Raw genomic sequence first — 25983 nt, forward strand, 5'->3', positions numbered from 1 at the left:
TTACCCGCCGGGCTGACCCTCTTCGGGTTCAGTCGGCGTGGTCGTCACGGTGGTAGTGGTCGTCGTCTCCGTGGTCGGTGACGTCGTCGTGGCCGGGCTCTCGGTCGTGGTCGGGCTGGTGGTCTCGGCCGGCGGCGTCTCGGTGCCCGGCGAGGTCGTGCCCGCAGGCGGCGGCACCGCCGGGGACGTCTCGGTCACCGTCGTGGTGTCCGTGGTCGGCGGGGCCTCGGTGGCCGGTGCCAGCACACCGCACGCGACGCGGCTGCCGGCGTCGCCGGTGGACAGCGTCTCGGCGTCCGGGCCGGGCACCCCGTTGACGGTGTAGCGCGGCGGGATGTTGGCGAAGTTGTCGGGCTGCTCGTGCAGCATCAGCGCAGACCCTTGCGCGGTACGCAGGTCCTCGAGAGTGAACTCGTCGGTCGTGGCGACCAGGCGTGCCGATCCGTCCGAGCGCACCTCCACCGGGGTCAGATCGCCCGCGGCCGGGTGGTCGGTGGACTGGCCGCGCATGTGCAGGTGCCCGCCGGCGGAGAGGAAGTCGCCGGGTTCCCCACCGCCCGGTGCGACGGAGTTGGGCTCGCATCTGCCGAATTCGTGGATGTGAAAGCCGTGGAATCCGGGCGTCAGGACGCCGCCCTCGGTGGTCTCGAAGGTAATCGTGGCGAAGTCGTCGGTGAACTCGATCGTCGCGTTGGCGACCGTGGTGCCGTCGGCGGTTTTCAGATCGGTGCTGATCGTCTCGGTGTCCGGCGCGGGGCTGGTGGTGGGCGAGGTGGTTTCCTGGTCGGCGCCCTGGGTGTCGCAAGCACTCAACATGGCGATCGCGAGGGGTGCGGCGAGGGCGGCGGCAGCTGCGGTTTTCGACTTGGACATGGGAGGCACGTACCCGAAACAAGATCTTTCAATCGTCGCGGATAAAACTGTGCTGGCAAGCTGCAGAGATGACCGAGTCGTCGCGGCTGGTGCTGCTCGTTTCGCTGGTGGCCACCACCGGGTTGGCGATCGTACTGGGGATCACCGATCCGGCCGAACCGTTGTTCTATCCGACCCGGTTCCTCATCTGGAACCTGGTGCTGGCGTGGATTCCGATGTGCTTCGCGGCCGGGTTCGCCGCGGTGCGACGGCGGGTCTGGCTGATCCCGCTGGGACTGGTGTGGCTGGCGTTCCTGCCCAACGCCCCCTATCTGGTGACCGACCTGGTGCACCTGGGCGAAGGCGTCGAATTGTGGCGGCACGTCCTGCAATACGGGGTGGCGGCGTGGACCGGCATCATCCTCGGGACGGTGTCGCTGTATCTGGTGCATCGACGGATCGAACGCGAGTTCGGCCTGCTGGTCGGCTGGACGGCGGCGATCGTCTCGGTGGGGTTGTGCGCGATCGGCGTCGTGATCGGACGCTTTCAGCGGTGGAACTCGTGGAACCTGCTGACACACCCGGAGGCGGTGGCGGCGTCGACGCTGGACTGGGTGCGCTCACCGTTCGCGTACGTGCAGTCGACGGGGGTGGCGGTCGCGGTGGCGGCGTTCTTCGGGCTGGCGTATCTGACGGTGTGGTCGCTGGCCGCGTCGGGACGGGTCAGCGGCGCTCGAAGTGCTGGTAATCCTTGGGCGTCCGCCAGTGGCCACCCCAACGCCAGCCGCGATCGGTGAAGGCGAGCACAGCGGGATCGCCGTCGTGCAGAAGACCCGGGTCGATGCGGCTGCGGTCCAGGTAGACCTCGGCGTTGTCGGGCTGGAAGTCACCCGCGGCGTCGATGTACGGGTTGATCAGCGGGTTGAGGTCGATGGCGCGGCCGTAGGCATGCCACGACCAGCTGCCGCTGCCCGGGATGTCGCGGCAGTTGAACGCCGACGTGTTGTTGTCGCGCATGGACAGCTCGTCGTCGGCGCCCGGATAGCGCTCCACGGTCTGCATCTTCTCGATGGGATAGCGCAGCCGGTACAGCTCCTCGAAGATCTCGACGACCTCGGCCACCAGATCCTCGTGCACGATCAGCTCGCCGCGGCGGGTCTGGTCGTCGAAACCGATGTGGTCGATCTCGACCCGGCGAAGCCGCTCCGGTGCAAGCGGACAACCCGGGCGCCAACTCGGCCCGAGCTCGGCGGCCGTCACCGGGTGAACGGCCGGGGGCGGCGGGCTCGGCGGCGGTGGCGGGCTAGCTGGTGGGGCGGCCGGGACGACGGTCGACGACGGCGGCGGAGCCGGGGGCGCAGGCGCGGGATCGGCGCTGCAGTGCGGTAGTACGCCGGCTGCGATGGTGGCCATCACCAGGGTCGCCAGGCGTCGTCGGGTGGGTACTCGCATCGGTTAGTCGGGTCGGCGAACGCGGCACGATACGCCGTTGACCACCTGCGTGCTGCTGGGCACGTCGAGCAGGTCGGCGGGGTTGAGCAGGTTGGAGTTGACGCCTGGATGCGCGTTGGCGACCTGAAGCCGGGTGCCGTCGAGGCCGTGTCCCCAGCCGTGCGGCAGCGACACCACGCCGGGCATCATCTCGTCGGACACCTCGGCGGGTACCGTCAGCGCACCCTCGCTGGTGGACACCTCGACGAGGTCGCCGGTCCGGATGCCGGCGGGTTCGGCGTCGACGGGGTGGATGAGCAGGGTGCAACGGTCCCTGCCGCGCATCAGGGCGGGCACGTTGTGCATCCACGAATTGTTCGACCGCAGGTGTCGACGGCTGGTGAGCAGCAACCCGCCGGCGGGCCGCTGCAACCGCGCCCGCAACCGTGGCACGTCGTCGACGAGGCGTTGATGCACCAATTCGACTGTGCCCGAAGGCGTGCACACCGTCTCGTCGAGCCGGCCGCCGTCCAACTCGTCGAGCCGCAGCCCGTTGGGATGGCGGCGCACCTCGGCCAGCGTCAACCCACCCGGACGCCGCCCGAGGTCGTCGCCCCACGGGCCGAGCCGAATTCCCAAGTCCACCAGGCGCTCTGGTCCGCGTGCGGAGAGCGCGGCTGTCGCCTCCTGCGGATCACGTCCGGTCAGCGGCGTGCCCGCCGTGGCGCAGGCGGTGGCGACCAGCCCGGCCACGTAGAGGTCGTCCATCGCGGCGACGTCCACCTCGGGCGTCGGGGTGCCGACCATCGCACCCGCGAGCCGCAGCAGAATCTCCCACTCCGACGGGCGATTCGGGTCCGGGGCGAACACCGGATCTGACCATTTCAGGCACGACGACGTCGCGTAGATCCAGTACAGGTCGTCGGCGTGCGGCCGTTCCAGCGGCGAGAGCCCGGGCAGGATGACGTGTGCGTGCCGGGTGGTCTCGTTGAGCCAGCTGTCCACCGCGATCATCGCGTCCAGGTCGGCCAGCGCCGTGTCCAGCCGTCGCGCGCCGGGCGCCGACACCACCGGGTTGCCCGCCACCGTGATCAAGCCGCGCAGCTGTCCGTCACCGGGTGTGTCGATCTCCTCGGCCAGACAGCTGACCGGGAACTGGTTGAACACCTCGGGCGCACCGCGGACCCGGCTGTGGAACCGGCCGAACCGCCAGCCGGGCCCGTCCTGGTCGGGCGGCTTCATGAACATCGGCGACCACACCGCCGGCTTGGCGAACACCGCGCCGCCCGCGCGGTCCAGCGAGCCGAGCGCGGTGTTGAGCACGAACACCAACCAGGTCGCCAGCGTGCCGAATTCCTGTGTACAGGCGCCGATTCGGCTGTACAGCACCGGTGTCTCGGCGTGGGCGAGGTCGCGGGCGAGTCCGCGGATGGTGGTTGCGTCGACGCCGCAGGCTTCGGCGACGGTCTCCGGCGCGAAGTCGGCGGCCATCGCGATGACGTCGTCGAGGCCGGTGACGCGGCCCTCGAGGTGGGCGGGTCGGCGCACCCAGCCCTGCTCGGCCAGGGTGTACAGGATCGCGAACAGCAGCAGTGCGTCGGTGCCCGGTCGGATCGGCACCCACTGCGACGCGCGTTGCGCGGTCAGCGTGCGGCGCGGATCGACGACGGTGACGGTGCCCCCGCGGCTGCGGATCGCCGCGAGCCGACCCATGAGATCGGGTGCCGAGAGCATGGAGCCTTGGGAGGCAGCCGGATTCGCGCCGAGGATCATCAGGTGATCGGTGCGGTCGACGTCGGGTATCGGCGCGTTCCACATCCCGCCGAACAGCAGCGCGCTGACGAGGTTCAGCGGCCACTGGTCGACGGTGCCCGGCGAGTAGTACGCGGGCATGCCGACGGCCTGGGCCATGCCGATCAGTGCGCCGATGTGGGTGGACAGCCCGAGGTTGTGGGCGACGGGGTTGCCGACGTAGACGGTGACGGCGGAGGCGCCGTGGCGGTCGAGCACCGGTCGCAGCACCCGTTCGACTTCGGCGTACGCGTCGTCCCACGCGACCGGGGTGTGGCCGGTGCGCGTACGGACCATGGGCTGGCGCAGCCGGTCGGGGTCGGTGTGCAGCTGCGCCAGCGCGGTGCCCTTCGGGCAGATATGACCCCGCGACCAGACGTCGTCGCGGTTACCGCGGATGTCGGTGACCACGCCGCCGTCGACGCGGATCTGCAGGCCGCACATCGCCTCGCACAGCGGGCAGGTCACCGCGAATGGGCTGGACACCTGTCCAGGATAGGAAACCAGCGCTGGAAACGACGGGTATTCACTAAGCTCCCGGTGGCAGCGAAAACGTCGCGGATCGGGGATCACATGGTGGACAACCGCAAATACGCCCGGGAGAGCGAACAGGCTCGCGCGCAGGAGATCGAAGAGGACGCGGGTCGGCTCCGGGAGTTCGACACGTTCGCGAAGTTTTCCGACAAGGACCTCAAGCGGCTGGTGTCAGCGGCGCATCGCACGTCGACGTCGGGGCCGTGGCCGCTGATTCAGGAGCAGACGCCCTCGGATGCGTGCTACATCCTGCTCAGCGGGGAGGCCGGGGTGTACGTCGGACATGACCGCATCGCGGTGGTGGGGCCCGGTGAGGTCATCGGGGAGTCGGTGCTGCGCGGATCGCTGCGCAACGCGACGGTGACGACGATGGGTCGCGCCGCCGTGCTGCACATCGCCCGCGACGATCTGCGGCGCCTGCTCGATGAGATGCCGGCGCTGCGCGAAACCATGGATCAAACTGTGGCGCGGCATGTCCCGGGGGCTTCGCCCGACGGTTCGGGCTAACCGATTCTGCGCACCCGAGGTTTGACACGACTGTCAGCCTGGGTACATCGGGTCGATGGAACGGCTCACGGCGTTCGACGCCAGTTTGCTTTACGCCGAATCGACTTCGGTTCCGCTGCATGTGTGTTCGATCGCGGAGTTGGACCCCTCGACGATCCCCGGTGGCTACAGCTTCGACGGCATCCGCGACCGTCTGGCGTCGCGGATGAGCGCGCTGCCGGAGTTGCGAGCAAAGCTTGCGAACAGTCAGCTGAACCTCGACCATCCGGTGTGGGTGGAGGACACGGACCTCGATGTGTCACACCATCTGCACCGGGTCGCGCTGCCCGCGCCGGGTGGGCGCCGCGAACTGTCCGAAGTCTGCGGGCGCATCGCCTCGACTCCGCTGGACCGCAGCAAGCCGCTGTGGGAGATGTGGGTGATCGAGGGCATCGCCGGCACGGATCCGCAGGACGGCGGGCCGATCGCGTTGATGATCAAGGTGCATCACGCCGCGGTCGATGGCGTCTCGGCGGGCAACCTGCTCAACCAGCTGTGCGACCTGCAACCCGACGCGCCGCCGCCCGATCCGGTGGACGGACCCGGTGGGGCCGGGCGGTTGGAGATCGTTGCCGGAGGGTTGATGCGGTTCCTCACACGTCCGCTGGAGCTGATGCGTGCGGTGCCTGCCACGGTGTCGACCGTTGTCAACACGGTCAGCCGGGCGGTGAGCGGGCGGGCGATGGCGGCGCCGTTCAGCGCACCGGCGACGGTGTTCAACGCCGAAATCACCGCGGACCGCACGCTCGCGCTGGCGCAGTTGGATCTGGACGACGTCAAACGGGTGAAGGACCGGTTCGGCGTCAAGGTCAACGACGTGGTGATGGCGCTGTGCGCGGGGGCGCTACGGGGATACTTCGAAGACCGCGGAGAGCTTCCGGACAAGCCCTTGGTGGCGGTGGTGCCGTCGTCGGTGCGCGAGGAGTCGGACCGGCCGGGGCGCAACCAGCTGTCGGGGATGTTCTGCAGTTTGCAGACCCATATCGCAGATCCGGTCGAGCGGTTGCGGGTAATCGCCGAATCCAGTTCGCGGGCAAAAGAACACAGCTCAGCACTGGCTCCGACGCTATTGGCGGATGTGACCCAGGCGCTGCCGCCGGCGATGTTCGGTTTGGCGTTCGAGGTGTTGTCGCGCACGCCGTTGAAGCGCGCACCGATTCACAATGTGGTGATCTCGAACGTGGCTGGCCCGCCAACCAAGCTGTATGCGATGGGCGCGGAGATGAGATCGCTGTATCCGCTGGGGCCGGTCTTTCACGGCTCCGGTCTGAACATCACCGTGATGTCGTTGAACGACAAGCTGAACGTCGGCATCATCTCGTGTCGCAAACTGGTCGATGACCTGTGGAACCTGGCGGATGGGTTCGAGACGGAGCTGACTGCACTGTTGAAGTCCTGAAATCGGCGCTACGACTTCGACGTAAGCGGCCCGCTCACTTCGCGAAGCTCAAAAGCTAAGCGCTCCGCTCAATTTCAGAGGGCTGATCGCGAAGGTAGGTGAGTGCGAGCCGGTAGACGGATGTGCAGCTCGCATCGGGCTGGGCGCCGATCAGCCGTGCGAGTGACGCCATCGGGCGGTACTCGAAGAGGGCCAGTATTCGAGATTCAAGGTTAGTCAGCATGGCGGTCTCTCATCTGCCGGTTCAAGCTTAGTAGACGCTCGATTTCCCTGTGTGTCAATAGCTTTAGATGGCAGGTGCGGAGCATCGCGTTGATCTGTGGCGGCTGGCAAATCTGTGCTCAGAGCACGGTGGCGGGTGGGAGACAATGACGTGTGCTGCCGACCCGCTCGACGTTGACAGCTCGAATCCAGAAACGCTGTGGGCGGCGTCGGTGCCGCCGGCGACGTGGAACGGGCCGCGGTTTCGGGCGTAAACGCCGCCTGCCGTCCACGCGCGTGGACGGAAACTGCACAGAATGCCGGAGGAAGAAACGGTTAGCCGCGCTGATGTTGTGGCCGAACAGTTCTGGAATGACACCGGCGCGGTAGCGACTGCGATAGGTGTCGGCGCCGCATTGCTCGAAAGCGCGCGCAGCGAGTTGTCGGCCAAGGCCAATGAGTTCCACGCCGGACCGCGGAAGGTAACTGACTCGTGGGTGGTGCAAATTGATTCAACGTATGTCTCTGAGAAAAGAGATGGCGCTATTGCAGACGTCGGTATTGCGGGAGCATGACCCATGCATGCAATGCTGATTGCTGTGGGGGCTGAGGCGGCGGACGCGGTTATGTAGGCGGGCAAGGGATTCAATAAGGTCGGTTCGGCGACCGCTCGCAACGGCGTCGCGGCCCGCCGATCAGCTGCCCGATCCCGGGACGATGGTCGGTGTGCTTGGCCGGGAGGCGATCCGCTCGGCTGATCAACAGCAAAGTGTGCGTGGGATTAAACCTATTCGCATGGCCAAACAGGTTGAACATCAACGCGGTTGAGGAATTTGACAAAGGCGGCGAGTTTGTCGGCAGGACGCGGCATCGCTTAGGCCGGTTCGCCGCCGAAGGTTACTGCCGAGTCAGTTGACGAGCGCGCCAAAGTCACGCTGTTGCCTCTTGTTCACCCGGCGATTGCCGGCTGGCTACCTGTACGCGCCAAACTCACTCGACCCATTGGACAACTGAAGAGGGTGTAGCGCGTGAGGACGAACTCGGCTCGGGCGGTGGCCGCGGCGACGATGGCAGCGTTGATGGTGGCTGGATGCTCGGCCGACCGGCAGCAGGAAAACACCACCGAGAACCGCCCCGACGGCGATTTCAACCTGCCGGCATCGCAGCGTTACCACCGGCTGACCACCTACCCGGTGTACCTCAACGGGCCCGCCGAGGATCCGGTCGACGCAGAGACGGTCGCCGAGATCTCCACCGTCACACCCGACGGCAACACCGTCATCTACACCGACGCCGCCGCCAAGCGCATCGGTTTCCTCGACATCCGCGACCCGGCGAAACCCGCTGGCCTGGGGACGCTTTCACTGGCAGAGCTGGGCAACGCCGACGACCAGCCCACCTCGGTGGCCGCCGTCGGCGACGTCGTGCTGGTCGTCGTCGACACCACCGGCGGCGACTTCACCAACCCGTCGGGCCGCGTCGACATCGTCCGCGTCGACGACCGCACTCGCGTGCACAGCATCGGCCTGGGCGGACAACCGGATTCGATCGCGATCAGCCCGGACGGCTCGTTCGCCGCGGTCGCGATCGAGAACCAACGCGACGAGGAGGCCACCCCGCCCGTTGGCGAAGAAGGCGACTTACCGCAGCCGCCACCGGGATTCGTCCAACTCATCGACCTCGCCGGTGCGCCGACGACATGGACTCCACGCCGCGTCGACTTCGGCGTCGACGCCGCCCGCGCCGCCGGGCTCCACACACCCGAAGACCTCGAACCCGAGTACGTCGCCATCAACTCCCGGGGTCAGGTCGCGGTGACGCTGCAGGAGAACAACGGCATCGCGATCATCGACGGACGTACCGGTGAAGTCAGCCAGATCCACAGCGCTGGAAGTACTTCCGTCGACGGCATCGACACCGCCGAGGATGGATCGATCGACCAGACCGGCTCCATCCCCGACACTGCCCGCGAGCCCGACGCCATCGGCTGGATCGGCGACGATCAACTCGCCACCGCCAACGAGGGCGACTGGACGGGCGGCACCCGCGGCTGGACGATCTTCGACGCCAACACCGGCGAGGTGGTCTGGGACGCCGGCAACACGTTCGAACAGCTAGCGGTACGCACCGGCCTGCACATCGAAAGCCGCGCCGAATCGAAGGGACCTGAACCCGAAGGGCTCGCCATCACCGAGATCGGCGGTAAGCCCACCGTGCTGATCGCCTCGGAGCGCAGCAATTTCGTCGCCGCCTACGACGTCAGCGACGTCACCGCGCCGGTCTTTCGCCAAATCATGCCGACCACGCCAGGACCCGAAGGTGTCCTGCCCATTCCGGCGCGCAACCTTCTGGTCATCTCGTCGGAGGCCGACGACGCCGAAGCCCGGGTGCGCTCCTCGGTCACCGTCTACGGCTACGGCGACCAGTACGCGGCGGCCGGCGGCACGCCCGCGTTCCCGTCCATCGTGTCCGGTGACGTCGACGGCGCCCCGATTGGCTGGGGCGCGCTGAGCGCCCTGGCCGCCGACCCGGCCGACGAGAACCGCCTCTACACCTCACCCGACATCGCGGTCGGACCGTCGCGGATCCTCGGCATCGACCTGACCAAGACCCCGGCGTTGATCGACACCGCGCTGCCGGTCACCGAGAACGGACAGCCCGTCACGCTGGACATCGAGGGCGTCTCCGCCCGGCCAGACGGCGGGTTCGTGCTCGCCGTGGAGGGCGAAGACGGCCCGGGCAACCAGCTGGTCTACGTCGGCGCCGACGGCAGCATCGAACGGCGCGTCGGGTTGCCCGCCGATATCGCCGCGGCGCTGGGCGGGCAGGGCCTGGAAGGGGTGGATGTCGACGGCGACGGCGTCTGGGTGGTGCTGCAGCGCGAGCTCGAGGGCGATCCAGCGGGCGTCGCGCGGATCGGTCGCCACACCTCGGACGGCGACACGTGGGAGTGGTACGGCTACCCGCTGGAAAACACTTCGGCGGAGGGCGACTGGATCGGGTTGTCCGAGATCGGCGTGCACGACGGCGCCCTTTTGGTCTTGGAACGTGACAAGCTCAAGGGGCCCGATGCCCGGGTGAAGGCCATCTACCGTGTCGCGGTGCCCGACGGCCCCGGAGTGACGTCGGCAGGCGAAGCGCCGCCGGTGCTGTCGAAGACGTTGGCGCGCAACCTGCTACCGGATCTTCAGGCGACCAACGGCTTCGTGCAAGAGAAGGTCGAAGGTTTCGCGACCGCCGGCAATGGCAACCTGTACGTCGTCACCGACAACGACGGACTCGACGACGCGAACGGCGAAACCCAGTTCCTCGATCTCGGTCCGGCGGGTGAGGCATTGCGGTCGTAGCGGCCAAAGCGGCGGAGGTCACATGCGCCGCTAACCATGAGGCTGACCACGGGTGGCTGCGGGGCGTCGGCGCCGCGGCGGCCCGGTGAGCTGGTGTTTTGTGCTCAAATCGGTGAATCGGCGTGCCCACGAAGGGTTCACGGCGATTTGCGCTCACCGGAGCGGTCGATAGGCTGCGGCCCCGATGGGAAGGCATTCGGTAGCCAAACGGCGTCAGTCAGCGCGTTTGGCAGTAGTCGCAGGGGTGGTCTCTGCTGGCACGTTGTTTGTCGTCGGTGCAGACGGCCCTCCGCGCACCGTCGACGCGGCTGTGACGGCGCCGCAGCCGAGCCCGGCGCCGCCGATGCAGCTGATGGCCGCCGAGCCGCCGCCTCCGCCTGCCCCGGCTCCGTTACCGCCGGGGGTGGCACCGGAGACCGGGCTGCAGGTCGACACGATCCTGACCGCGCGTGCGGTGAGCGCGACCTTTCCGGAGATCCTCGACATCGGCGGAGTCCGATCGGATCCGTTGAAGTGGCATCCGCACGGGTTGGCGATCGACGTGATGATCCCGAACGCGCGCTCGGCGGAGGGAGTAGCGCTGGGGGACAGGGTCACGGCGTACGTGCTGGAGAACGCCGAGCGGTTCGGTCTGGTGCACGCGATCTGGCGACAGACCATCTACAAGCCCGACGGTTCGAAAAGGACGATGGCGAACCGGGGTTCGGACACCGCCAACCATTACGACCATGTGCACATCGCCACCGAGGGCGGCGGATTCCCGCCGGAGGGCCAGACCTACCTACGCTGACACCCTCTCTGCGATTTCGGTGCGCTAACAAGCGAACAGCGCAGGTTAGCGCACCGAAATCACACCTACGACGGCGGTTCGCGGCGTTGGATCCGCAGCGCGGTGGTGAACTGCTCGGTCTCCGGCGCCAACACGGTCGTCGACGAATCTTCTGGCCGCCGAACGATTCTCGGCGGCGGCGCCGGATGCACCACCGTCGACGGCTCAGGCTCAGGCTCAGGCTCCGGCAGACGCGGTTCGCGGCGACGCATCAGGTAGCCCGCCAGCGGCCCGGTGAACAGCATCACGACCAACACGACCAGACACAGCATGCAGATCACCACGTCGAACGTGCTGGTGATCTGTTGGGCCAGGTTGTTGCCGTAGATGGCGCCGGACGACGGTTCTGCGTAGCGCGGGGCCAGCGCGACGCCAATCGCCACGTTGGCGACCGTGAACACGAACAGCAAGGCGCTGAATGCTGCGAGGACGGCCGTCGAGGACGACCCCCGGCCGAGCTGGCGGTGCAGCCACCACGCGATGATGCCGGCGAACAGGTTGAACGCCGTCATCGCCACGCTGTCGTACATGGCGCGAGGCAGATCCAGCGACACCGCGATCACGAAGTCGACCACCCGGCACACCGCCGCGGCGAACGCCCAGAACGCGATCAGCGTCAAGCACTTCTGCGCGGCGGAGCGAAACGCCCCCAGTGTCGGCGGCTTGATCAGGAAGACGGTGTACAGCGTCGTCGGCGCGACGATCGCCGCGGCGGCCGCCCAGAACAGGTAACCCTCGTAGCCGACCGCCGCCGTCGACGTGTTCTGCGCGATGCCGTGGAAGGCGTCGACGTCGCGGCCGACCGGCAGCACCCACACCAGCAATGCGGCGAGCCCAGCCGACGCGCCCAGCGCCGTGGTGGCCATCCGCGCGGCCGCCGACTTCAGGATGAGCCAGCGCGACCCGATGATCACCGCGGTCAGCGCCACCGCGCCGTAGAGCAGCGTCGTGACGATAACCGCGATGTCCTCGCCGTCGAACTCGGCGTTGGCGACGAACAGGTAGCGCAGCCGCCAGTACACGTTCCACCCCATCGACAGCGTCGCCAGCGTGATCGACACCGCACCGAGCACCCGCGCGACCGCATACCAGCGCCGAAACCCGTTGTCCTCCAGGGTGATACTGGTCACCGGCCGCTGCATGGCCAGCAGCGCACCCCCGAGACCGAGCACCAAACCGGGGCCGATGCCCGGCGGCACGATGCCGGTTCCGCCGTCGCGCACGGTCTCCACCAGGTGGTAGCCGACGAACCCGGCCGCCACTACGAGGTAGGGCAGGCAGACGAACAGCCGCACCCGGCTGAGCAGGCGCACGTCGAGCTGCGGGTTGGTGAGGCGCAGCGGGCCGATGTGCGCGTCGAGCGCGGCGGTGACCGCCAGGGCCGTCACGACGATGACCAGCACCCACACACTGCTCCGGCTGCCGGGCACGGCGAACCCGAAGTCGAGGTTCCACGGCAGCAGCACCGCGAGGACCAGCAGGGCGACCGCGATCCCGTCGCGCACCCTGTTGGTGCGTACGGGCACGTAGCCGACGTGCGATGACGGGCCGGACGCGTCGTAACGCGGGTCGCTCACGTGCCGATTCCTCCTTTAGGGACGGGTTGCGCTTCAGCGTGCTCACTTTTGCGTTACCGCACAAGCGAGACGCGAAGGGTAACTTTGGACCGTCGTGGCAGACATGAGAATGGCGAGGGTGAACTGGTGGACGTAGTCCTCGGGGTGGCGGTGACCGATCGGGTCGCGCGGCTGGCGATGGTCGGCGCCGCGGATGCGCAGGTCTATGACCAGTACGCGCTGGATCTGCCCGATGACGCGATGACCGACCTCGCCGACACGATCGTGGGCACATACCGGGCGGTGGCCGACTCGGGCAACCGGGTGGCCGCGACGCGGATCTGTCTGCCCGACGCCGAGGCGGCCGAGACGCTGCGCCAGACGGTGTCGGATGCCGGGGTGGCGAATGTCGAGGTGGTGCCTGAGGCCGATGCGCTGGCCGGCAGTGCCGGCGCGGACGACGAGTTCGCGACCGCGCGGGGTGCGGCGCTGACGCCGGCCGCTGTTGACGCGACGCAGATGGCGCCGGTGGCCGACGACGCGACGCAGCTGGGTCCGGCGGCCGGTGAGGCGACGCAGATGGCGCCGACGGCGGATCCTGCCGTGGTCGGGCCGCAGCTGGCCTATTCGCAGGAGGAGCCGGGCGAGTACGAGCTGCCGTTCGATTCGCTGGAGGAGTTCGTTCCGGAACTGGAAGACGAAGAGGCCTACACCTCGATGATCCCGGCTCCGCCGCCGCGGACGCTGCTGATGGGCAGTGCGCTGGGGTTCGTGGTGGTCAGCTTCGCGACGCTGGCGGCGTCGGTGGCGATCGCGGTGCGGCCGGTCGCGGATGTGTCGGCGCAGCCGCCGCCCCCGCCGCAGGCGCAGGCGGACACGGTGCCGGGACGGTATCTGCCGCAGGTGCCGCATGAGCCGGATCCGGTGGCGTTGCCGGTCGCGGTGGTGTCGCCGGCGCCCCAGGCCCCGCGGGGGACGGATGTGCGGGTGAATCGGGGGCCGAACCGGGTGGTGCCGCAGGTTCCGGCGCCGCAGGTTCCGGTGCCGGCGCCCGCTCCGCCGCCGGTGCCGAATGCGCCGGTGGTTCCGGTGGTGCCGGTCATTCCGCCGCCGTTCAATCCGTTCCCGACGCTGCCGACGTGGACGACGACTGTGACGACGTCGGTGACTCCGACTACCACCGCCACTCCGACGACCACCGCGACGCCGACGACCACCGCGACGCCGACGACGACGGAGACCGTGCCGACGACGACCGAGACCGCGCCGACGACGACGCAGGTGCCGACGACGACCGAGGCGCCCACCGTGGAGCCGACGATCCCGGACTCGCCCGTCACGCCGACGCCGGAGCCGCCGACGACGCAGGTGGTGCCGGCCTACACGCCGCCGCCTACCGTTGCGCCGGCACCGGCACCCGCACCTGCTCCTGCGCCCGCTCCGGCGCCGACGGTTCCGCAGATGCCGTCGAGCGGAAGCGGCAGCAGCAGCGGCGGTTCCGTTCAGGCGCCGGCGACCACGGTGCTGGAGTCTCCGTAGCGCTCGGACCTCGAGACCGACGCAATGGTCGATTCGCCGGCCCGAAACCAACCAAAGCGTCGGTCTGGATGCACCACGCTCAGACCCCGGCCGGCACCTTCGCGGCCGCCCGCATCTCCTGCCGCAGCGAGGTGAACTCCGAGATGGTCCGCGTGGCCACCGTCGCGACCGGTCGCGCGTTGCGGCCGGTGGGTTCGGTCTTGGACACCATCACCACGCTGTCGATGTAGGGCTGGATCGTGGTGGCGTTCTGCACCGTCGCCACGATCACCAACTGGAACCCGAACTTGCGGAACGCCGACAGCGCCTGCTGCGCGAACTGCGGGTCCGACTTCGAGAACGCCTCATCGAGCATCAACTGCGCGAACACCGGTGTGTTGTCGGCACTTTCGGGGTTGGCCAGGTTGAAACTCAACGCCCCAGCAAGGCAGAACGCCATCAGCTTCTCCTGCTCGCCACCGGAGTTGTCGCCGGCGTTGCTGTGCGTGCGGATCAGCTCGTCACCCGCCCATTCGGCGCAGTCGAACGTGAACCGGTTGCGCACGTCCAGCGCGTCGCGTGTCCACGCCTTGTCCTCCGGCGCGGTGGACGCCAGCCGGTTGCGCAGCCGCAGGATGTCGGCGTACTGATCCAGGATCGCCTGCTTGTCGCCCAACCCGACCTCGGCGATGCGCCGCGAGATCGACCGCACGATCTCGGTGAGCTCGGCGACCGCGGGCAGCTGTCGCGGGGTCGCGCGCAGCGTCAACTGGGTGCCGCGGTTGAACTCGACGGCGCCCAAACCGGTGTTGACGCGGTCGATCTGCTCGCTGATGCGCCGCGTCTCCTGCTCGGCGACCCGGTGCAGCGTCAGGATGGCATCCGGGGCCTGCTCGGTGACCAGCCGCATCATCCGCTCGTAGGCCTCGGGCAGCTCACGCTCGTCGATGTGGCGGCACAGCGCGACGTAGTCGTGCACCCGCTCGTCGAAATCTTCGCTGTCGTTGGGGATCGCGTCGGGAAACGACGTGTCGAATGTGTTGAGGATGCGGGCCAGTTCGTCGTAGGAGCGACGCCGGCTTTCCCGCAGCTGTTCGCGTTCGCGCTTGATCGTGGCAAACAGCGCGTCGCGGTGCGGTTCGGGGTCGAGCAGCTCGAGGCTCACCGGCAGCTGCGCGGCATAGCGGTGCAGCAGCTCGGTCAGCGGCTCGGACACGAACGCCGGCGACAGCCGCTCGGCCAGCTCCATCAACCGGGTACGACGCTCGTCGAGGCCATCGCGCCGGGTCTGAATCGCACCGCGGCGGGTCATCAATTTCTGGATCTGTGACCAGCATTCGTCGGCGCGCGCGTTGAGCGCTTCGATGTCGGGGTTGTCGGCCATCAGCAGCTCGTACTGTTCACGCAGCCGCTCGGCATGGCTGTCGGCGGTCTCGACGTCGATCTGGCTCCACTGCGGGTACTGCTCGCAGATCGCCTTGCACGCCGCGGCCCGGTCGCGCCACCGCTGGCGCTGCGCGGCGATGTCATCGGCGGTCCGGCGGGCCTTCTGATAGCCCTCCTCCAACGCGGCGAGTTCCAGTGTGAGCGCGTTGATCTTGGCGGTGACATCACCCTGGTACAGGTATTCGGATTGCTTGACCGGGCGCCGGTCGTCCTTGACGGCCAGCCGGTCGGAGTCCTTGTATAGGCCGGTGTCGGTGACCGCGCGGCGAAACCGGGCGAACACATCGGGGCTGTCGACGCAGACGTGGTCACCGGCGTGCGTGATGACGTCGACGGCCTCGGCGGCGCACGGATGCGCAGGGTCGACCGGGAACAGCTTGCCCGCCAACGTCTTCGGGTCTGCCTCGACGGGGTCGGCGCCGAGGAACTTCGCCCGCACGTGATGCAGCTGCAGTCGCCCACGTATGTCGGTCTGGTTGACGAACCGCAGCACCTTGTCCCAGTGCTGGTCGGGCACCAGCAGCCGTAGCCCCGCACCGCGCAGCACCTTCTCGACGGCGGTGCGCCAGCGGGTCTGGTCCGGCTTGAGGTCGAGAAGCTCAGCGATGTAGGGAAGTTCGGCGGGGTCGACGCCGACTTCGGCGCTGATGTGATCGCGCATGGCGAGCGCGAATTCGGGCAGCGCGGAGCCGACGTGCTCGACGCGCTTGAGTTCCTTGGCGGCCTCGTCGCGGGCGATACGGGCGGCCTTCTGGGCGTACTCGGCGTCGGTGGAGGCCTCGCGGTGCCGTTCCACCTTGGCGAGCAGTTCGGTGGCTTGGGCGAGCAGCTCTTCGCGCAGGTTCCAGAACTCCTCGGCGGTGTCGGGGATCTCGATGTCCTGGGCGGTCAGCAGGTCCTCGTAGGCGGCGCGGCGGCGGGTCACCTGCTCGGACTCGGTCTCGGCGGCGGTCACCTGCGACTGCAGCGGCGCGATGTTGGCGCTCGACCCGCTGATCTGCGCGTTGAGCGAATCCGCTTCGGCCTTGGCAAGATTGAGGCTGCGGGTGACGTCTTCGTACTCGTTCTCCAGCTGGTCGATGGTGCCGTCGAGGGTTTCGATCTGGCCGGGGCACTGGGCCAGCCGGACGTGGTCGGTGTACGCGCGCACCATGGGCCCGTCGACGAGATCGATGATGCCGAGGTCAGACGATTCCGACGTGTAGCGCTGCTGAATGGCCTCGATGTCGCCGAGGATCTTGCGTTTCTTCTGCGCGACGGCCAGCAGTTCGCGGGCCTCGACCAGCGGGTCGATCTGCTTGAGCGCCTCGGGCAGCCGTGCGAGGCTGTCGGGCTCGTCGAGCATGAACTCGCGGACGAAGCGTTCCAGCCCGCCAACGCTTTTCAGCGACTTCGCCTTGCCGAGCAGCTGTTGGGCGGCGTCGGAGGCGCGGATGCCGATGGTGGCGTACAGCTGCGCCAGGTACTGCGACTCGACCTTGGTGGTGAAGCGCCAGTCGTCTTTGAAGACGCCGGTGTCGAAGCGACCGGCGGCCCAGCGGTTGCAGACGTCCTCGATGTCCAGATCGCCGTCACCGATGACGAAGCGGCTCGACGAGTCGTTGCGCGACTCGCCGGTGAGCCATTTGAGTACCAGGCCGGTGACGGTGCGCCCGCCGTCGCTCTTATATGTGACGGCGACCGCCGACCAGGCGGTGCCCTCGCCGCGCAGGTACATGACGCGGCTGGTGCCGCCGTCGCTGCGCTGACCCCAGGCGCCGCGCACGTACTTGTCGACGGTGCGGCGCCCGGCGCTGGATCCGGCGGCGGTGTTGTCGCCGGAGGCGTTGAAGTTGCGCCGGTTGAACGGTAGGAAGCCGAGCGAGATCGCGTCCAGCAGTGAGGATTTGCCGCTGCCGGAGGCGCCGGCGATGAGGGCGCCGCCGCTGCTGAACGGGATGGAGTGGTAGCCGTCGAACACGCCCCAGTTGATGACCTGCAGCCTGGACAGGTGGAACTGTTCAGTCAAGGTCGGTGTCCTCTGCTGGGGTGCCGCCGTTGAGGAGTTGCTCGAACTGCTGTTGTAGTTCGGTGATGACGGAGGCGGTCATGATGGCGGTGATGACGGGGGAGATGGTGTAGCTGTCCTCGTCGTCGCGGTTCCTGCGCAGGATCTCCAGGCCGGTGAGCCGGGCGATGGCGCCGTCGATGCGGGCGGCGAAGGTGACGGCGTCGCGGTCGGTGTCGTTGAGGACGCCGGAGAACAGGCCGTGGATCTCCTCGCGGCTGATGAGCACGCTCTGGCCGCCGGCGGCGCGCATCATCTGGGCGAGATGCAGCGCGAGGATGGAATCGTAGGTGCCGAGCGGTTCGCGGCGCAAAACCTTGACGCCCCTGGCGGATTCGTAGCGGGCCTGTTCGACGTAGGCGATGTCGATGCCGTCGACGATGCGCAGCAGCAGGTCGAGTTCGGAGAGCCGCACGGCCAGTTCCTTGCGGTATTCCAGCACCCAGCTGTAGACGTCGGCGTCGGCCTCGGCGCTCAGGTAGCGGCGGGTGAGCAGGTGCTGCAGGGCCCAGCAGGCGCGGTCGGGCAGCTCGGAGACATCGCCGTCGAAGCGCGGGCGGCGCGCGACGGGCGGACGGGCGTTCTGGTCGACCTGGGGGAGGGAGGAGAAGTCGATGTCGGCTTCAGTGGTCACGTAGATCCTCGCTCTGTAATTGGTCGGACGCCCCAAGATAGGTCACGGCCCCGACATGTTCAGTGCGCGACGGCCTCGTGTCGGGGGCGGATTTCGGCGCATCGCCGCTGGGCCGGGGCTGTTGTGAAGCATGAGACAGATGATGTTCGCCCAGGAGCCAGACCCGGCGCCCATGTCGTGTCAGGCTGGGTCCATGACTGCGACGCCACCCCCGGGCCGTGCGGATCTCGTGTTGTCCGGCGGCGGGGTGAAGGGCATCGGGTTGGTGGGGGCGGTCGGCGCGCTCGAGGACGCGGGTTATGAGATCCAGCGGGTGTCGGGCACCTCCGCGGGGTCGCTGGTGGGGGCGGTGGTGGCCGCGGCGGCGCAGCGCGACGCGCTGACCAGCGAGCAGTTGCGTGACCTCGCGCTGAACGTGCCGTACCACAAGTTCGGGGACAGCGGGCCGATCGAGCGGATCCCGGTGCTGGGCACGGCATGGGGGTTGCTGCGCGAAACCGGTATCTACCGGGGCGATTTCGCGCACGACTGGATACGCGGCGAGTTGAATAACCTGGGCGTGCGCACCTTCGGGGATCTGGCCGTCGACAACGATCACTTGCTGCCGGAGCGACGGTACCGGCTGGTGGTCACGGTGACCGATTTGACGACCGGCCAACTCGTGCGGCTGCCGTGGGACTACCGCCGGGTCTACGGCCTGGACCCCGACGAGCAGCCGGTCGCCGACGCGGTGCGGGCCTCGATGGCCATCCCGTTCCTGTACCGCCCGGTGACATTGAAAACCGCTGCCGGACAACCCTGTACGCTGGTCGATGGCGGTGTGCTGTCGAACTTCCCGATCGATTCCTTCGACCGTCCCGACGGCAAGGAGCCGCGCTGGCCGACGTTCGGTGTGACGGTGGTGCCCTACCTGCCGGCGCCGAGGGCCGGAGAGCTGATTCCGGTGCTGGGCCGGTTGCCGTTGGGTGGGCCGTCGTTGCTGGAGAGCTTGATTACCACCATGCTGGTCGGGCACGATCAGACGCACCTTAGTCAGCCGTGGGTCAAGGTGCGCACCATCCGGGTGGACTCGACCGATGTCGGTGTGCTCGATTTCGGCATCAGCCGTGCGGATGCCGAAACACTGTACGAGAAGGGGTATTCGGCGACTGCCGAGTTCTTGTCCACTTGGGATTGGCCGGCGTATCTCGAGCGGTTCCGCGCGGCGCACCGGGTCAGCTAGGGGTGTTGGCCTCGTGCCACGCCTGCCAGATGTCGGGGCGGAGGCGGCCGCGGTCGGGTACCGCGAGCCCGGCGGTGCGGGCCCAGGCGCGGACCTCGGTGGTGCTGGGACCGGGCGCTGCGGAGGCCTGATCGACGTCGACGGTGGTCGGCGAGATACGTTGTAGGGCAGCCTGTTCGGTGGTGGTCCAGGCGTGGGCGGCGGCGAGGAACCGGTAGGTCCATTCCTCGGCGAGCTGGCGGGTCTCGCAGAACACGATCGGGACGTTGGGCCAGCGGATCTGCAGCTCGGCCAGCCCGTCGCTGACGACGGCGGGGCGGACCCAGTCGAGTTTGAACACCTGTGAGTAGCGGTCTTCCACGACGACGGCCGCGCGCGGCAGCGCGGCCAGATCGGCGACCTGATAGCGCAGCTTGCCGTTGGTCAGGCTGGAGACCAGATCGGCCAGCGATTTGCGTTCCACGCTGGCGACCAGCTGCCCGTCGACCACCAGACCGTAGTCGCCGCACGGCAGCGCTCGCTGCACGGTGCTGACCTGCTGGGTGCCGAACCGGTAGGCGTAGCGCTCGTGGGTGTCGATCACGATCTGCAGCTCGTCGATACCCTGGGCGCGTGCGGTCGGGGTGCGCACATTTGGACGCGCCTGCTTGCGGGTGCGCGGCGCCTGCCAGAAGACGGCGTCGCGGCCGCGGGCGGTGGTGAACACCAGCTGCGAGCGGTTCTCCCGGGGCCGCTGCACGATCACGTCGATGGCCGCACCGCGGCGCTGGCACGAGCGCAGCTCGAGGCGTTCGACGATCTCCGCGTCGGCGGGCCACTCGTCCAGGCCGACCGGGTGGCAGTACAGCGCCTTGACCCGCGGCCAGGTCCCCGACGTGCGAAACAGCAGGTCACCGCCCGGCTGCGGCAGCCGCAGCAGATACGGCAGCCGCGAATTCTCATCCGGGTTGCGCGCGATTACCAACTCCGCCACACCCCGAGTCTGCCTGGAGTGCGCGAGATCCGGCGCAATAACCCCGGCGCGGGCGCGTCCTACGTCGCTGCTCCGGCGAGCGTGGAGATCGGCTCGGTGAATGTCAAACGGGGGACAGCGATTTCGCGGTCACGGCCGTCGAGGGACTGGAAGCGCACGACGGTGGATTCGGTGTCGTGCTCGGACGCGGGGGTTTGGGGCTGGCTGAGCGCCCAGGACCACAGCACGATGACGTGGCCGAGGTAGGCGGTGTCGAGCATCGCGACGGCGTCGGGCAGTTCGACTGGCCCGTTACGCAGCGCGTCGTTGAGCATGGCCGACATGGCGGGGGCATCGACCTGGGTGGTGAGGGCGGCGAAGCTGGTGAGGTCGACGTCGCCGTCGGCGGGTTTGGCAGGCTTGGGGTGGGACAGGTCGCCGATCTTGAAGCTCAGTGCGCCAACGGAAGTGACGGCGTGGCGGGCCAGCGGGACATCGATGTCGAGGCGCGAGTCGGTGAAGCTGGACTTGAGCAGCGCGCGGGCAGCGCCGAGGGCGTCGTTGAGTTGGCGGGCGATGCCGCGGCTCTGTTCCATGGTGCCGAAGGCGGTGAAGCGTTTGACGCGTTGGGCGCAGCGCTGCTGGATGCGTTCGACTTCGTCGATCTGGTGGCCGACGAGTTCGAAGAAGCTGGCCATGACCTTGCGCAGGGCGGGGTCGAGGTCGGGCAGGGCTGCCGCGACGGCGGCGACGTCGGCTTCGAACTCGGCGCGCTGGTCGGGGTCGTTGATCATGCGCAGGAAGGCGCGGTGGGAGTCGCGGCCCTGCGAGTCCCAGGCGGCCTGGTAATCGGAGTACATCTGGCGTTGACGGTCGCGGTAGGCGGTGTTGGAGTCGATGGGCTCGTCGAGGGCGGCGGTGGCCTGCTCGATCATGGTGCCGTACTGGCCGATGTCGGTGATGAGGCGTTCCATCTGCAGGGCGATGGCGCGGGCTTCGTCGTAGCAGTCGGTGACGTCGGGTTGGGGGCGTTGGCCGGTGTCGAGTTGGTCGAGTTCGTCGTGCAGGGCGGCGATTTCGGCTTCGATGTGTTTGCGGATGCGGGCTGGGTCGTTGTCGACCTTGACGGCGACGTGCTTGAGGCGGGCGGCGATGCCGGTGATGGAGCCGCCGGTGGCGATGGTGTCCTGGCGGCGCATGCCTCTGATGAAGTCCAGGGCTCGGCGGGCGTCCTGGGTGAGGTAGCAGGCGTTGTGGTCGTGGCGTTCGTCGACGACGCGGTGCAGCCAGCCTTGGGCGGCCCAGGACTTGATGAGCGCGAGGCCGGGCTGCGGGTCGCCGAGGTCTTGAAGGTCGCGTTCCAGGCGCACGACAAGTTCGGCCTCGGGCAGCGCGCCGTCATTGAGGTGGCGTTCCATGAGGGTGGCGTACAGGCTGAGGTTGGTGGTGGCGAGTAGCCGGATGGCCCGGGAGCCCTGCAGGTTGCGGTTGAGCTCGAGTAGGTCAACGGCGGAGAGTGCTCCGTTGTCGTCGTGCACCTGCGTCCCTTTGTTCGGTTGCGTGTTGGAGGATTCAACATAGGCGACGTCAGCGACATCTCCGGTTCGGGACGAGGTCGTGTCGGCGAGGTGGCGACGGCGGGGAGCCGAACGCGCTGACCTGTGCTCGATGCTGGGTTCAGCTAAGGTCGTCGAGTACCTTGGTTCGGGCGTTGTAACTGGGATGAAGGTGATGCCCGGCGCGCCGTGGCAGCCCATGCCGCCAAGGTAGAGGGCGTCGATGCCGAGGGAAGGTCGCGAAAGCCTTTCGGCGCGGGACAGTTCGGTCCCACCAGTTCCGGTGCAGCAGGCCGCGGTCGAAGTCGCCAGCAGGAGCGCCGAATGTGGTGTTCACGTGGTACGGCGCGAACTGATGTGCCGGGTCTGGATTTCTTTGAAGTTGGGGGTGCATAGTGATCGACCACGCGTTGTACAGTTTGCGGCTTGATCTGCAAACCATGGCCACCGCTCAGATAACCAGGACAGCGACTTCACGGTCTGGGTATCGCGGAAGCCCAATCGGGCCAGTAGACCAATCGACAACGCTACGACGGCCTTTGAAGGTACAACTATAGCGACGGAAGCTGGCGACGCAGATTGCACTTGAGGGCGTAATTGACCATTAACAACGACGGCGACGTGCGTCAATCGCTGATTGGCGCCACTGGCCATCACGCGCGTGTCGTGCTGTGCACAGTCACCGACAAAGAGTTTCCGGTTGCGTACAACGTGTTGGAGCAGCTAGGGCCGATGGCGGAGGTTAACGCAACAGGGGCCCACACCTTTGCCTCATGCCTGTCGATGCGAGAGCTGCCTTTCGTGCTGGTGCAGTTTCCATTCCGAGCGAATCTCTTCGCGGCGAAGGATGTGGAGCGGTGGGTTAACCGCTTTCGCCCGCAGCACTTTCTCGTGACCGGAACTACTGGGGGCGTTCACCGTCCAGTGAACGACAACGCTGACGTGTACGAATTTGAAGGTCCGGCGTGGGGCGACATCCTGGTTTCGGAATATGTGCATTATTCGCCGTTCATGAAGGTCGCGAGCACTGAATACTTGCCCCGAGGTATGCCCATGGACCAACCTTCGATTGAACTCGTCAGACATGCGCGCGCCGTAATCCAGGACGGTTCGTGGATTGACCTTTCTCGCACATTCCGCAGCGAGAATGACGCCGATCCAGTGGCCAAGTTTGTGGAGATCGTCTCAGGCGAGGCGATTCAAGACGACCCGCTAGAGCCTATGCAGCAATTCCTCATGAAGCACTTTGATCGGGCGGGCGCGATCGAGATGGAATCCGCTGGCGTAGCGCAATCACTCTATGCAGCTAGGGAATCGGTGCATTACAGCCCTGGCTTCATCACCATTCGCGGCGTCAGCGACATTGTTTACGCTCGTGGAAGAAAGCGCGAGTTGACTCAATCGGACCTACCGCCGGTAACCGCGGAGAAGACGTCGGAGCGCGGGCGTTGGTCAGCACCGGCCGCAGCGACGGCGGCGGCGTTCGCTGTCGCCCTAACGGCTCGGCTCGTGAAAGGCGATCAGGACCCCCAGCCTGGGCATAGAAAAATTGCTGGTTATCCGATGCCTCAACTACCCGGATTGTCAGACCCGACCGATAGCCTCGGCTCATGACCGAGATGAACGGTGTCCCAGTGTTCGGGTATCCGCTGCTAATTGCCAGAAATTTTGACGATGTCCTCAAGCGACATGGCGCGCCCTACCCTCTCGTCGAACTCAGGTCCTTGATGCAGCGGACGGGTCGGATGCTTCTGCAGGCGCGCGGTGGAGCGGGTAAAACGAAAACAGCTGAGCGTCTCGCCGCCCTTGAGCCAGAGTCTTCGGGAGTAGCTTTCGTGGCGGCCCGCAGCTTGCCAGCTGGTCTAGAAGGTGCTACTGCGGCGTTCAATATTGAGCTGCTCGTCTCCTTGAGCGCTGATCCGCGACGGGCGAGCCTACTCCGCGACCATGGTGAGGGCTTGGTGGTTATTGATGGCATAAACGAAATCTTAAAGGACCGGGCTGCCGACATTCTGATGGCGATTCCTAGGTTGGCGGCTCACTATCCATTTATACGAATCCTGGTCACCGACAGGCTAACCCGTCGTGACATCGACCAAACCGAGTGGGTTCTAGCGACACTGGGTCCGGTGCCAGCGCAAGAAGCTCTTGACCGACTCGGGAAAGAAACAGGCGAGCTACCAGATCACTTGACGATTCCGTACTACCTCGACCAATCAATCCGCGAGGCGGGCACGAGATCTCAGGGTGAGACATCGCAGGTCGAGATCTTGCGGCGCGGCATCACGGTACATGGCGGTGTTCCCAATTCCGCTTTGGAGTCACTTGCTCGGGCGGTTTACACAAGCTACGAAGCTTATGGGGAGAGGGCGATTGGCTCAGAGGATATCCTGAGCGCAGTAGGGATTGAGGTCTTCAGGAAGATGCTCGATTCAGGACTGTTAGTGGGTGGAAACGATAGAGCCCAATTCGACCATCACCTTCATCAGGATTTCCTCGCCGCTCTCCATCTGGGCGCTGACAAAAGTCTTTGGAATTCCAATGGATTCGACACGCTTACTCTCAGGGCATCCTCATTCGATGCGCTGGCGCTAGCGGCCGCCTTGATCGAACGGCAAGCCGTGGATGACTTCGTCCATCGTGTGTTCGATTGGAACTACTACGGAGCCGCCTATCTTCTGGAAGAAGACCAAGCAGGCGATAAAAGGATTTGGGATGCAATGCGTATCGCGATCCTCGCCATGCTCGCCGAAAAGCGGTTCGATAGGATGGCCGTTACAGCTCACCGCGTAGAGGACGCGCTACGTCTACAGGAGACAGCGCTTGCTCCCCTGTTACTCGCTGCTACCGACCGCGCTGCCGTCGTGGACATAATCGACGCAGCGCTGCCTGAAAACTGGGCCGCAACTTGGCCGCGGTGGTTCCAAGATTGGTACGAGATGTTCAAACGGCCGTCTGGGAGCAGTGCGACAGCTGATGACATCAATGACCTAACGTCCGCAATCGGCACGGTTGGATGGGCCAATAGCAACATGCTTAAGCGACTCAACATATCCCACGACCTACGTCGACGGGTCGGCGAGTATGCGACCGGCCATCCGGACCCCACCGTGAGGTGGCGTGCCGTGCACGCGCTTGGTGCATGGCCGACGGATAGCACCCTCGAGTTGTTGCTTGGCAGAGTCCAGGATTCGGCGGAGCAGTTATGGGTCCGATACGGCGCTCTTCGAAGCCTGCTTGAGGTCGCTGCCGAGGGCTCGGTGGAAGTTCGCGGACGTGTCTTCGATGCCCTTGGCGATGCAGAAGTTGCAACGGTCATAGCTAGAGAGCCGAATCTACGCAGGGAGGCAATTCGAGCGCTTGAGGTTTCCGCGATGCCTGAAGATTGGCACGCTCTGGCTGGTGACTTTATGGAGCACCTGTGGGCGGAGTCGGACGATCCGCTGGACCGCGAGGCGGTGCTGCTTCTCGCCCAAAGATTGCGGACTTCGAGGGCTGTGGGCGCGTGAGCCTTTCGGTACTCGAGAGACACCTTCCGGATATGGCTTACCATGCCTGGACCGTGCGGGAGCACGCCCGAGTTATGGGCAAAACCAAGGTTGGCTGCGCAGTCCTGTCCGCCGAGGGAAACATCGTGACCGGCTGCAATGTCGAACATCGCTATCGATCACACGATATCCACGCCGAAGTGAATGCTCTGAGTAGTCTCATCGCCCGAGGAGATAGCGGGGCTTCAGCGGTACTGGTCGTTGCCGAAAGAGCAAAATTCACTCCGTGCGGAGGCTGCATGGACTGGATCTTCGAAATCGGAGGCGGCGCATGCTGGGTCGGTTTTCAACCGGCACATGATGCCGAGCCGATCTGGTATCAAGCGGCAGATTTGATGCCTCACTATCCGACCTGATGTCGACGTGCCAGCTCGATGCGGACACGGCCAAACGGTTTCGAAGGTGACAATGTTCGGTAGCAGCACATGTGCGGGCCGTAGCACCCACAAAGCCTGCCGCTTCGGCACGACGACAACGAGAATCGAGCCCCTCGCTCACACCCAAGGTCGTGTCCCGGTGTGCCTCAGCGCGGTGTTAGCTGCTGTCTTTGGGATACGCAAATTCCACGTCACAC

19 protein-coding genes are annotated in these 25983 nt (G+C 66.7%); 11 read left to right on the top strand and 8 right to left on the bottom strand.

Translation table 11 applies throughout. The annotated features are described in order from the left end of the window. On the bottom strand, window positions 1-873 hold the full coding sequence (gene sodC / locus ABQE44_RS14575; RefSeq protein ID WP_448430487.1) for a superoxide dismutase[Cu-Zn]: 873 nt from the start codon (window positions 871-873) through the stop codon (window positions 1-3). 68 nt (window positions 874-941) lie between these two features. On the opposite strand from sodC, the gene ABQE44_RS14580 reads away from it, so the two are divergent. Further along, on the top strand, window positions 942-1649 hold the full coding sequence (locus ABQE44_RS14580; RefSeq protein ID WP_448430489.1) for a DUF1361 domain-containing protein: 708 nt from the start codon (window positions 942-944) through the stop codon (window positions 1647-1649). Here the strand turns inward: ABQE44_RS14580 and ABQE44_RS14585 are convergent. Further along, on the bottom strand, window positions 1576-2304 hold the full coding sequence (locus tag ABQE44_RS14585) for a M15 family metallopeptidase (RefSeq protein WP_448430491.1): 729 nt from the start codon (window positions 2302-2304) through the stop codon (window positions 1576-1578). The genes ABQE44_RS14580 and ABQE44_RS14585 overlap by 74 nt on opposite strands. Window positions 2305-2307: 3 nt before the next feature. After that, window positions 2308-4560, bottom strand: coding sequence for a molybdopterin-dependent oxidoreductase (locus ABQE44_RS14590; protein ID WP_448430493.1), 2253 nt, complete (start codon window positions 4558-4560; stop codon window positions 2308-2310). A 90-nt stretch (window positions 4561-4650) separates the two neighbouring features. Between ABQE44_RS14590 and ABQE44_RS14595 the strand changes: the two genes are divergently transcribed. The 5 genes from ABQE44_RS14595 to ABQE44_RS14615 all read left to right on the top strand — a co-directional run bounded on the left by ABQE44_RS14595 (window position 4651) and on the right by ABQE44_RS14615 (window position 10891). After that, window positions 4651-5115 carry a Crp/Fnr family transcriptional regulator gene (locus ABQE44_RS14595; RefSeq protein ID WP_448392659.1) on the top strand — a complete coding sequence of 155 codons (465 nt, stop codon included), beginning with the start codon at window positions 4651-4653 and terminating at the stop codon, window positions 5113-5115. A 55-nt stretch (window positions 5116-5170) separates the two neighbouring features. After that, window positions 5171-6553, top strand: a complete 1383-nt coding sequence (locus ABQE44_RS14600) for a WS/DGAT/MGAT family O-acyltransferase (protein WP_448430495.1) — start codon at window positions 5171-5173, stop codon at window positions 6551-6553. Window positions 6554-7071: 518 nt separating this feature from the next. Continuing rightward, on the top strand, window positions 7072-7329 hold the full coding sequence (locus ABQE44_RS14605) for a hypothetical protein (RefSeq protein ID WP_448430497.1): 258 nt from the start codon (window positions 7072-7074) through the stop codon (window positions 7327-7329). Window positions 7330-7821: 492 nt separating this feature from the next. Further along, window positions 7822-10101 (top strand): esterase-like activity of phytase family protein, encoded by a 2280-nt coding sequence (locus tag ABQE44_RS14610; RefSeq protein WP_448430549.1) that lies wholly within the window; start codon window positions 7822-7824, stop codon window positions 10099-10101. 226 nt (window positions 10102-10327) lie between these two features. Further along, window positions 10328-10891, top strand: coding sequence for a VldE C-terminal domain-containing protein (locus ABQE44_RS14615; protein WP_448430499.1), 564 nt, complete (start codon window positions 10328-10330; stop codon window positions 10889-10891). Window positions 10892-10956: 65 nt separating this feature from the next. Here ABQE44_RS14615 and ABQE44_RS14620 read toward each other — a convergent pair whose 3' ends face one another. Beyond that, window positions 10957-12507, bottom strand: a complete 1551-nt coding sequence (locus ABQE44_RS14620; RefSeq protein ID WP_448430501.1) for a DUF7937 domain-containing protein — start codon at window positions 12505-12507, stop codon at window positions 10957-10959. Between the two features lie 126 nt (window positions 12508-12633). On the opposite strand from ABQE44_RS14620, the gene ABQE44_RS14625 reads away from it, so the two are divergent. After that, on the top strand, window positions 12634-14025 hold the full coding sequence (locus tag ABQE44_RS14625; RefSeq protein WP_448430503.1) for a DUF7159 family protein: 1392 nt from the start codon (window positions 12634-12636) through the stop codon (window positions 14023-14025). 79 nt (window positions 14026-14104) lie between these two features. Here the strand turns inward: ABQE44_RS14625 and ABQE44_RS14630 are convergent, their stop codons facing one another. Together ABQE44_RS14630 and ABQE44_RS14635 are read right to left on the bottom strand one after the other, a co-directional pair. Continuing rightward, window positions 14105-17458 carry an ATP-binding protein gene (locus ABQE44_RS14630; protein WP_448430505.1) on the bottom strand — a complete coding sequence of 1118 codons (3354 nt, stop codon included), beginning with the start codon at window positions 17456-17458 and terminating at the stop codon, window positions 14105-14107. Further along, window positions 17451-18131 carry a DUF4194 domain-containing protein gene (locus ABQE44_RS14635; protein WP_448430507.1) on the bottom strand — a complete coding sequence of 227 codons (681 nt, stop codon included), beginning with the start codon at window positions 18129-18131 and terminating at the stop codon, window positions 17451-17453. The genes ABQE44_RS14630 and ABQE44_RS14635 overlap by 8 nt, the downstream gene beginning before the upstream one ends. Before the next feature lie 193 nt (window positions 18132-18324). On the opposite strand from ABQE44_RS14635, the gene ABQE44_RS14640 reads away from it, so the two are divergent. Further along, entirely contained in the window at window positions 18325-19353 is a 1029-nt protein-coding gene (locus ABQE44_RS14640; protein WP_448430509.1) for a patatin-like phospholipase family protein, read from the top strand. On the opposite strand, the gene ABQE44_RS14645 is transcribed toward ABQE44_RS14640, so the two are convergent. Together ABQE44_RS14645 and ABQE44_RS14650 are read right to left on the bottom strand one after the other, a co-directional pair. Further along, a complete protein-coding gene (locus ABQE44_RS14645) occupies window positions 19346-20326 on the bottom strand; it encodes an ERCC4 domain-containing protein (protein ID WP_448430511.1) in 981 nt (326 codons plus the stop codon). The two genes, ABQE44_RS14640 and ABQE44_RS14645, sit on opposite strands and share 8 nt — an antisense overlap. A 59-nt stretch (window positions 20327-20385) precedes the next feature. Beyond that, entirely contained in the window at window positions 20386-21843 is a 1458-nt protein-coding gene (locus tag ABQE44_RS14650; protein WP_448430513.1) for a DUF3375 domain-containing protein, read from the bottom strand. A gap of 615 nt (window positions 21844-22458) precedes the next feature. Between ABQE44_RS14650 and ABQE44_RS14655 the strand changes: the two genes are divergently transcribed. From ABQE44_RS14655 to ABQE44_RS14665, 3 genes are read left to right on the top strand one after another with little or no spacing between them, the layout of a single operon-like run. Continuing rightward, complete coding sequence (locus tag ABQE44_RS14655) at window positions 22459-23475, top strand: hypothetical protein (RefSeq protein ID WP_448430515.1); 1017 nt, start codon at window positions 22459-22461, stop codon at window positions 23473-23475. Beyond that, a complete protein-coding gene (locus tag ABQE44_RS14660; RefSeq protein WP_448430517.1) occupies window positions 23472-25370 on the top strand; it encodes a HEAT repeat domain-containing protein in 1899 nt (632 codons plus the stop codon). The genes ABQE44_RS14655 and ABQE44_RS14660 overlap by 4 nt, the downstream gene beginning before the upstream one ends. A 32-nt stretch (window positions 25371-25402) precedes the next feature. Then, on the top strand, window positions 25403-25765 hold the full coding sequence (locus tag ABQE44_RS14665; RefSeq protein ID WP_448430519.1) for a cytidine deaminase family protein: 363 nt from the start codon (window positions 25403-25405) through the stop codon (window positions 25763-25765). The last annotated feature ends 218 nt before the right edge of the window (window positions 25766-25983 follow it).

This window comes from Mycolicibacterium sp. XJ2546, assembly GCF_053483195.1.

Bases quoted from the DNA above. Each gene is read 5' to 3' on its own strand.
- sodC (WP_448430487.1), bottom strand. From the start codon at position 873: ATGTCCAAGTCGAAAACCGCAGCTGCCGCCGCCCTCGCCGCACCCCTC.
- ABQE44_RS14580 (WP_448430489.1), top strand. From the start codon at position 942: ATGACCGAGTCGTCGCGGCTGGTGCTGCTCGTTTCGCTGGTGGCCACC.
- ABQE44_RS14585 (WP_448430491.1), bottom strand. From the start codon at position 2,304: ATGCGAGTACCCACCCGACGACGCCTGGCGACCCTGGTGATGGCCACC.
- ABQE44_RS14600 (WP_448430495.1), top strand. From the start codon at position 5,171: ATGGAACGGCTCACGGCGTTCGACGCCAGTTTGCTTTACGCCGAATCG.
- ABQE44_RS14605 (WP_448430497.1), top strand. From the start codon at position 7,072: ATGCCGGAGGAAGAAACGGTTAGCCGCGCTGATGTTGTGGCCGAACAG.
- ABQE44_RS14610 (WP_448430549.1), top strand. From the start codon at position 7,822: ATGGCAGCGTTGATGGTGGCTGGATGCTCGGCCGACCGGCAGCAGGAA.
- ABQE44_RS14640 (WP_448430509.1), top strand. From the start codon at position 18,325: ATGACTGCGACGCCACCCCCGGGCCGTGCGGATCTCGTGTTGTCCGGC.
- ABQE44_RS14660 (WP_448430517.1), top strand. From the start codon at position 23,472: ATGACCGAGATGAACGGTGTCCCAGTGTTCGGGTATCCGCTGCTAATT.
- ABQE44_RS14665 (WP_448430519.1), top strand. From the start codon at position 25,403: ATGGCTTACCATGCCTGGACCGTGCGGGAGCACGCCCGAGTTATGGGC.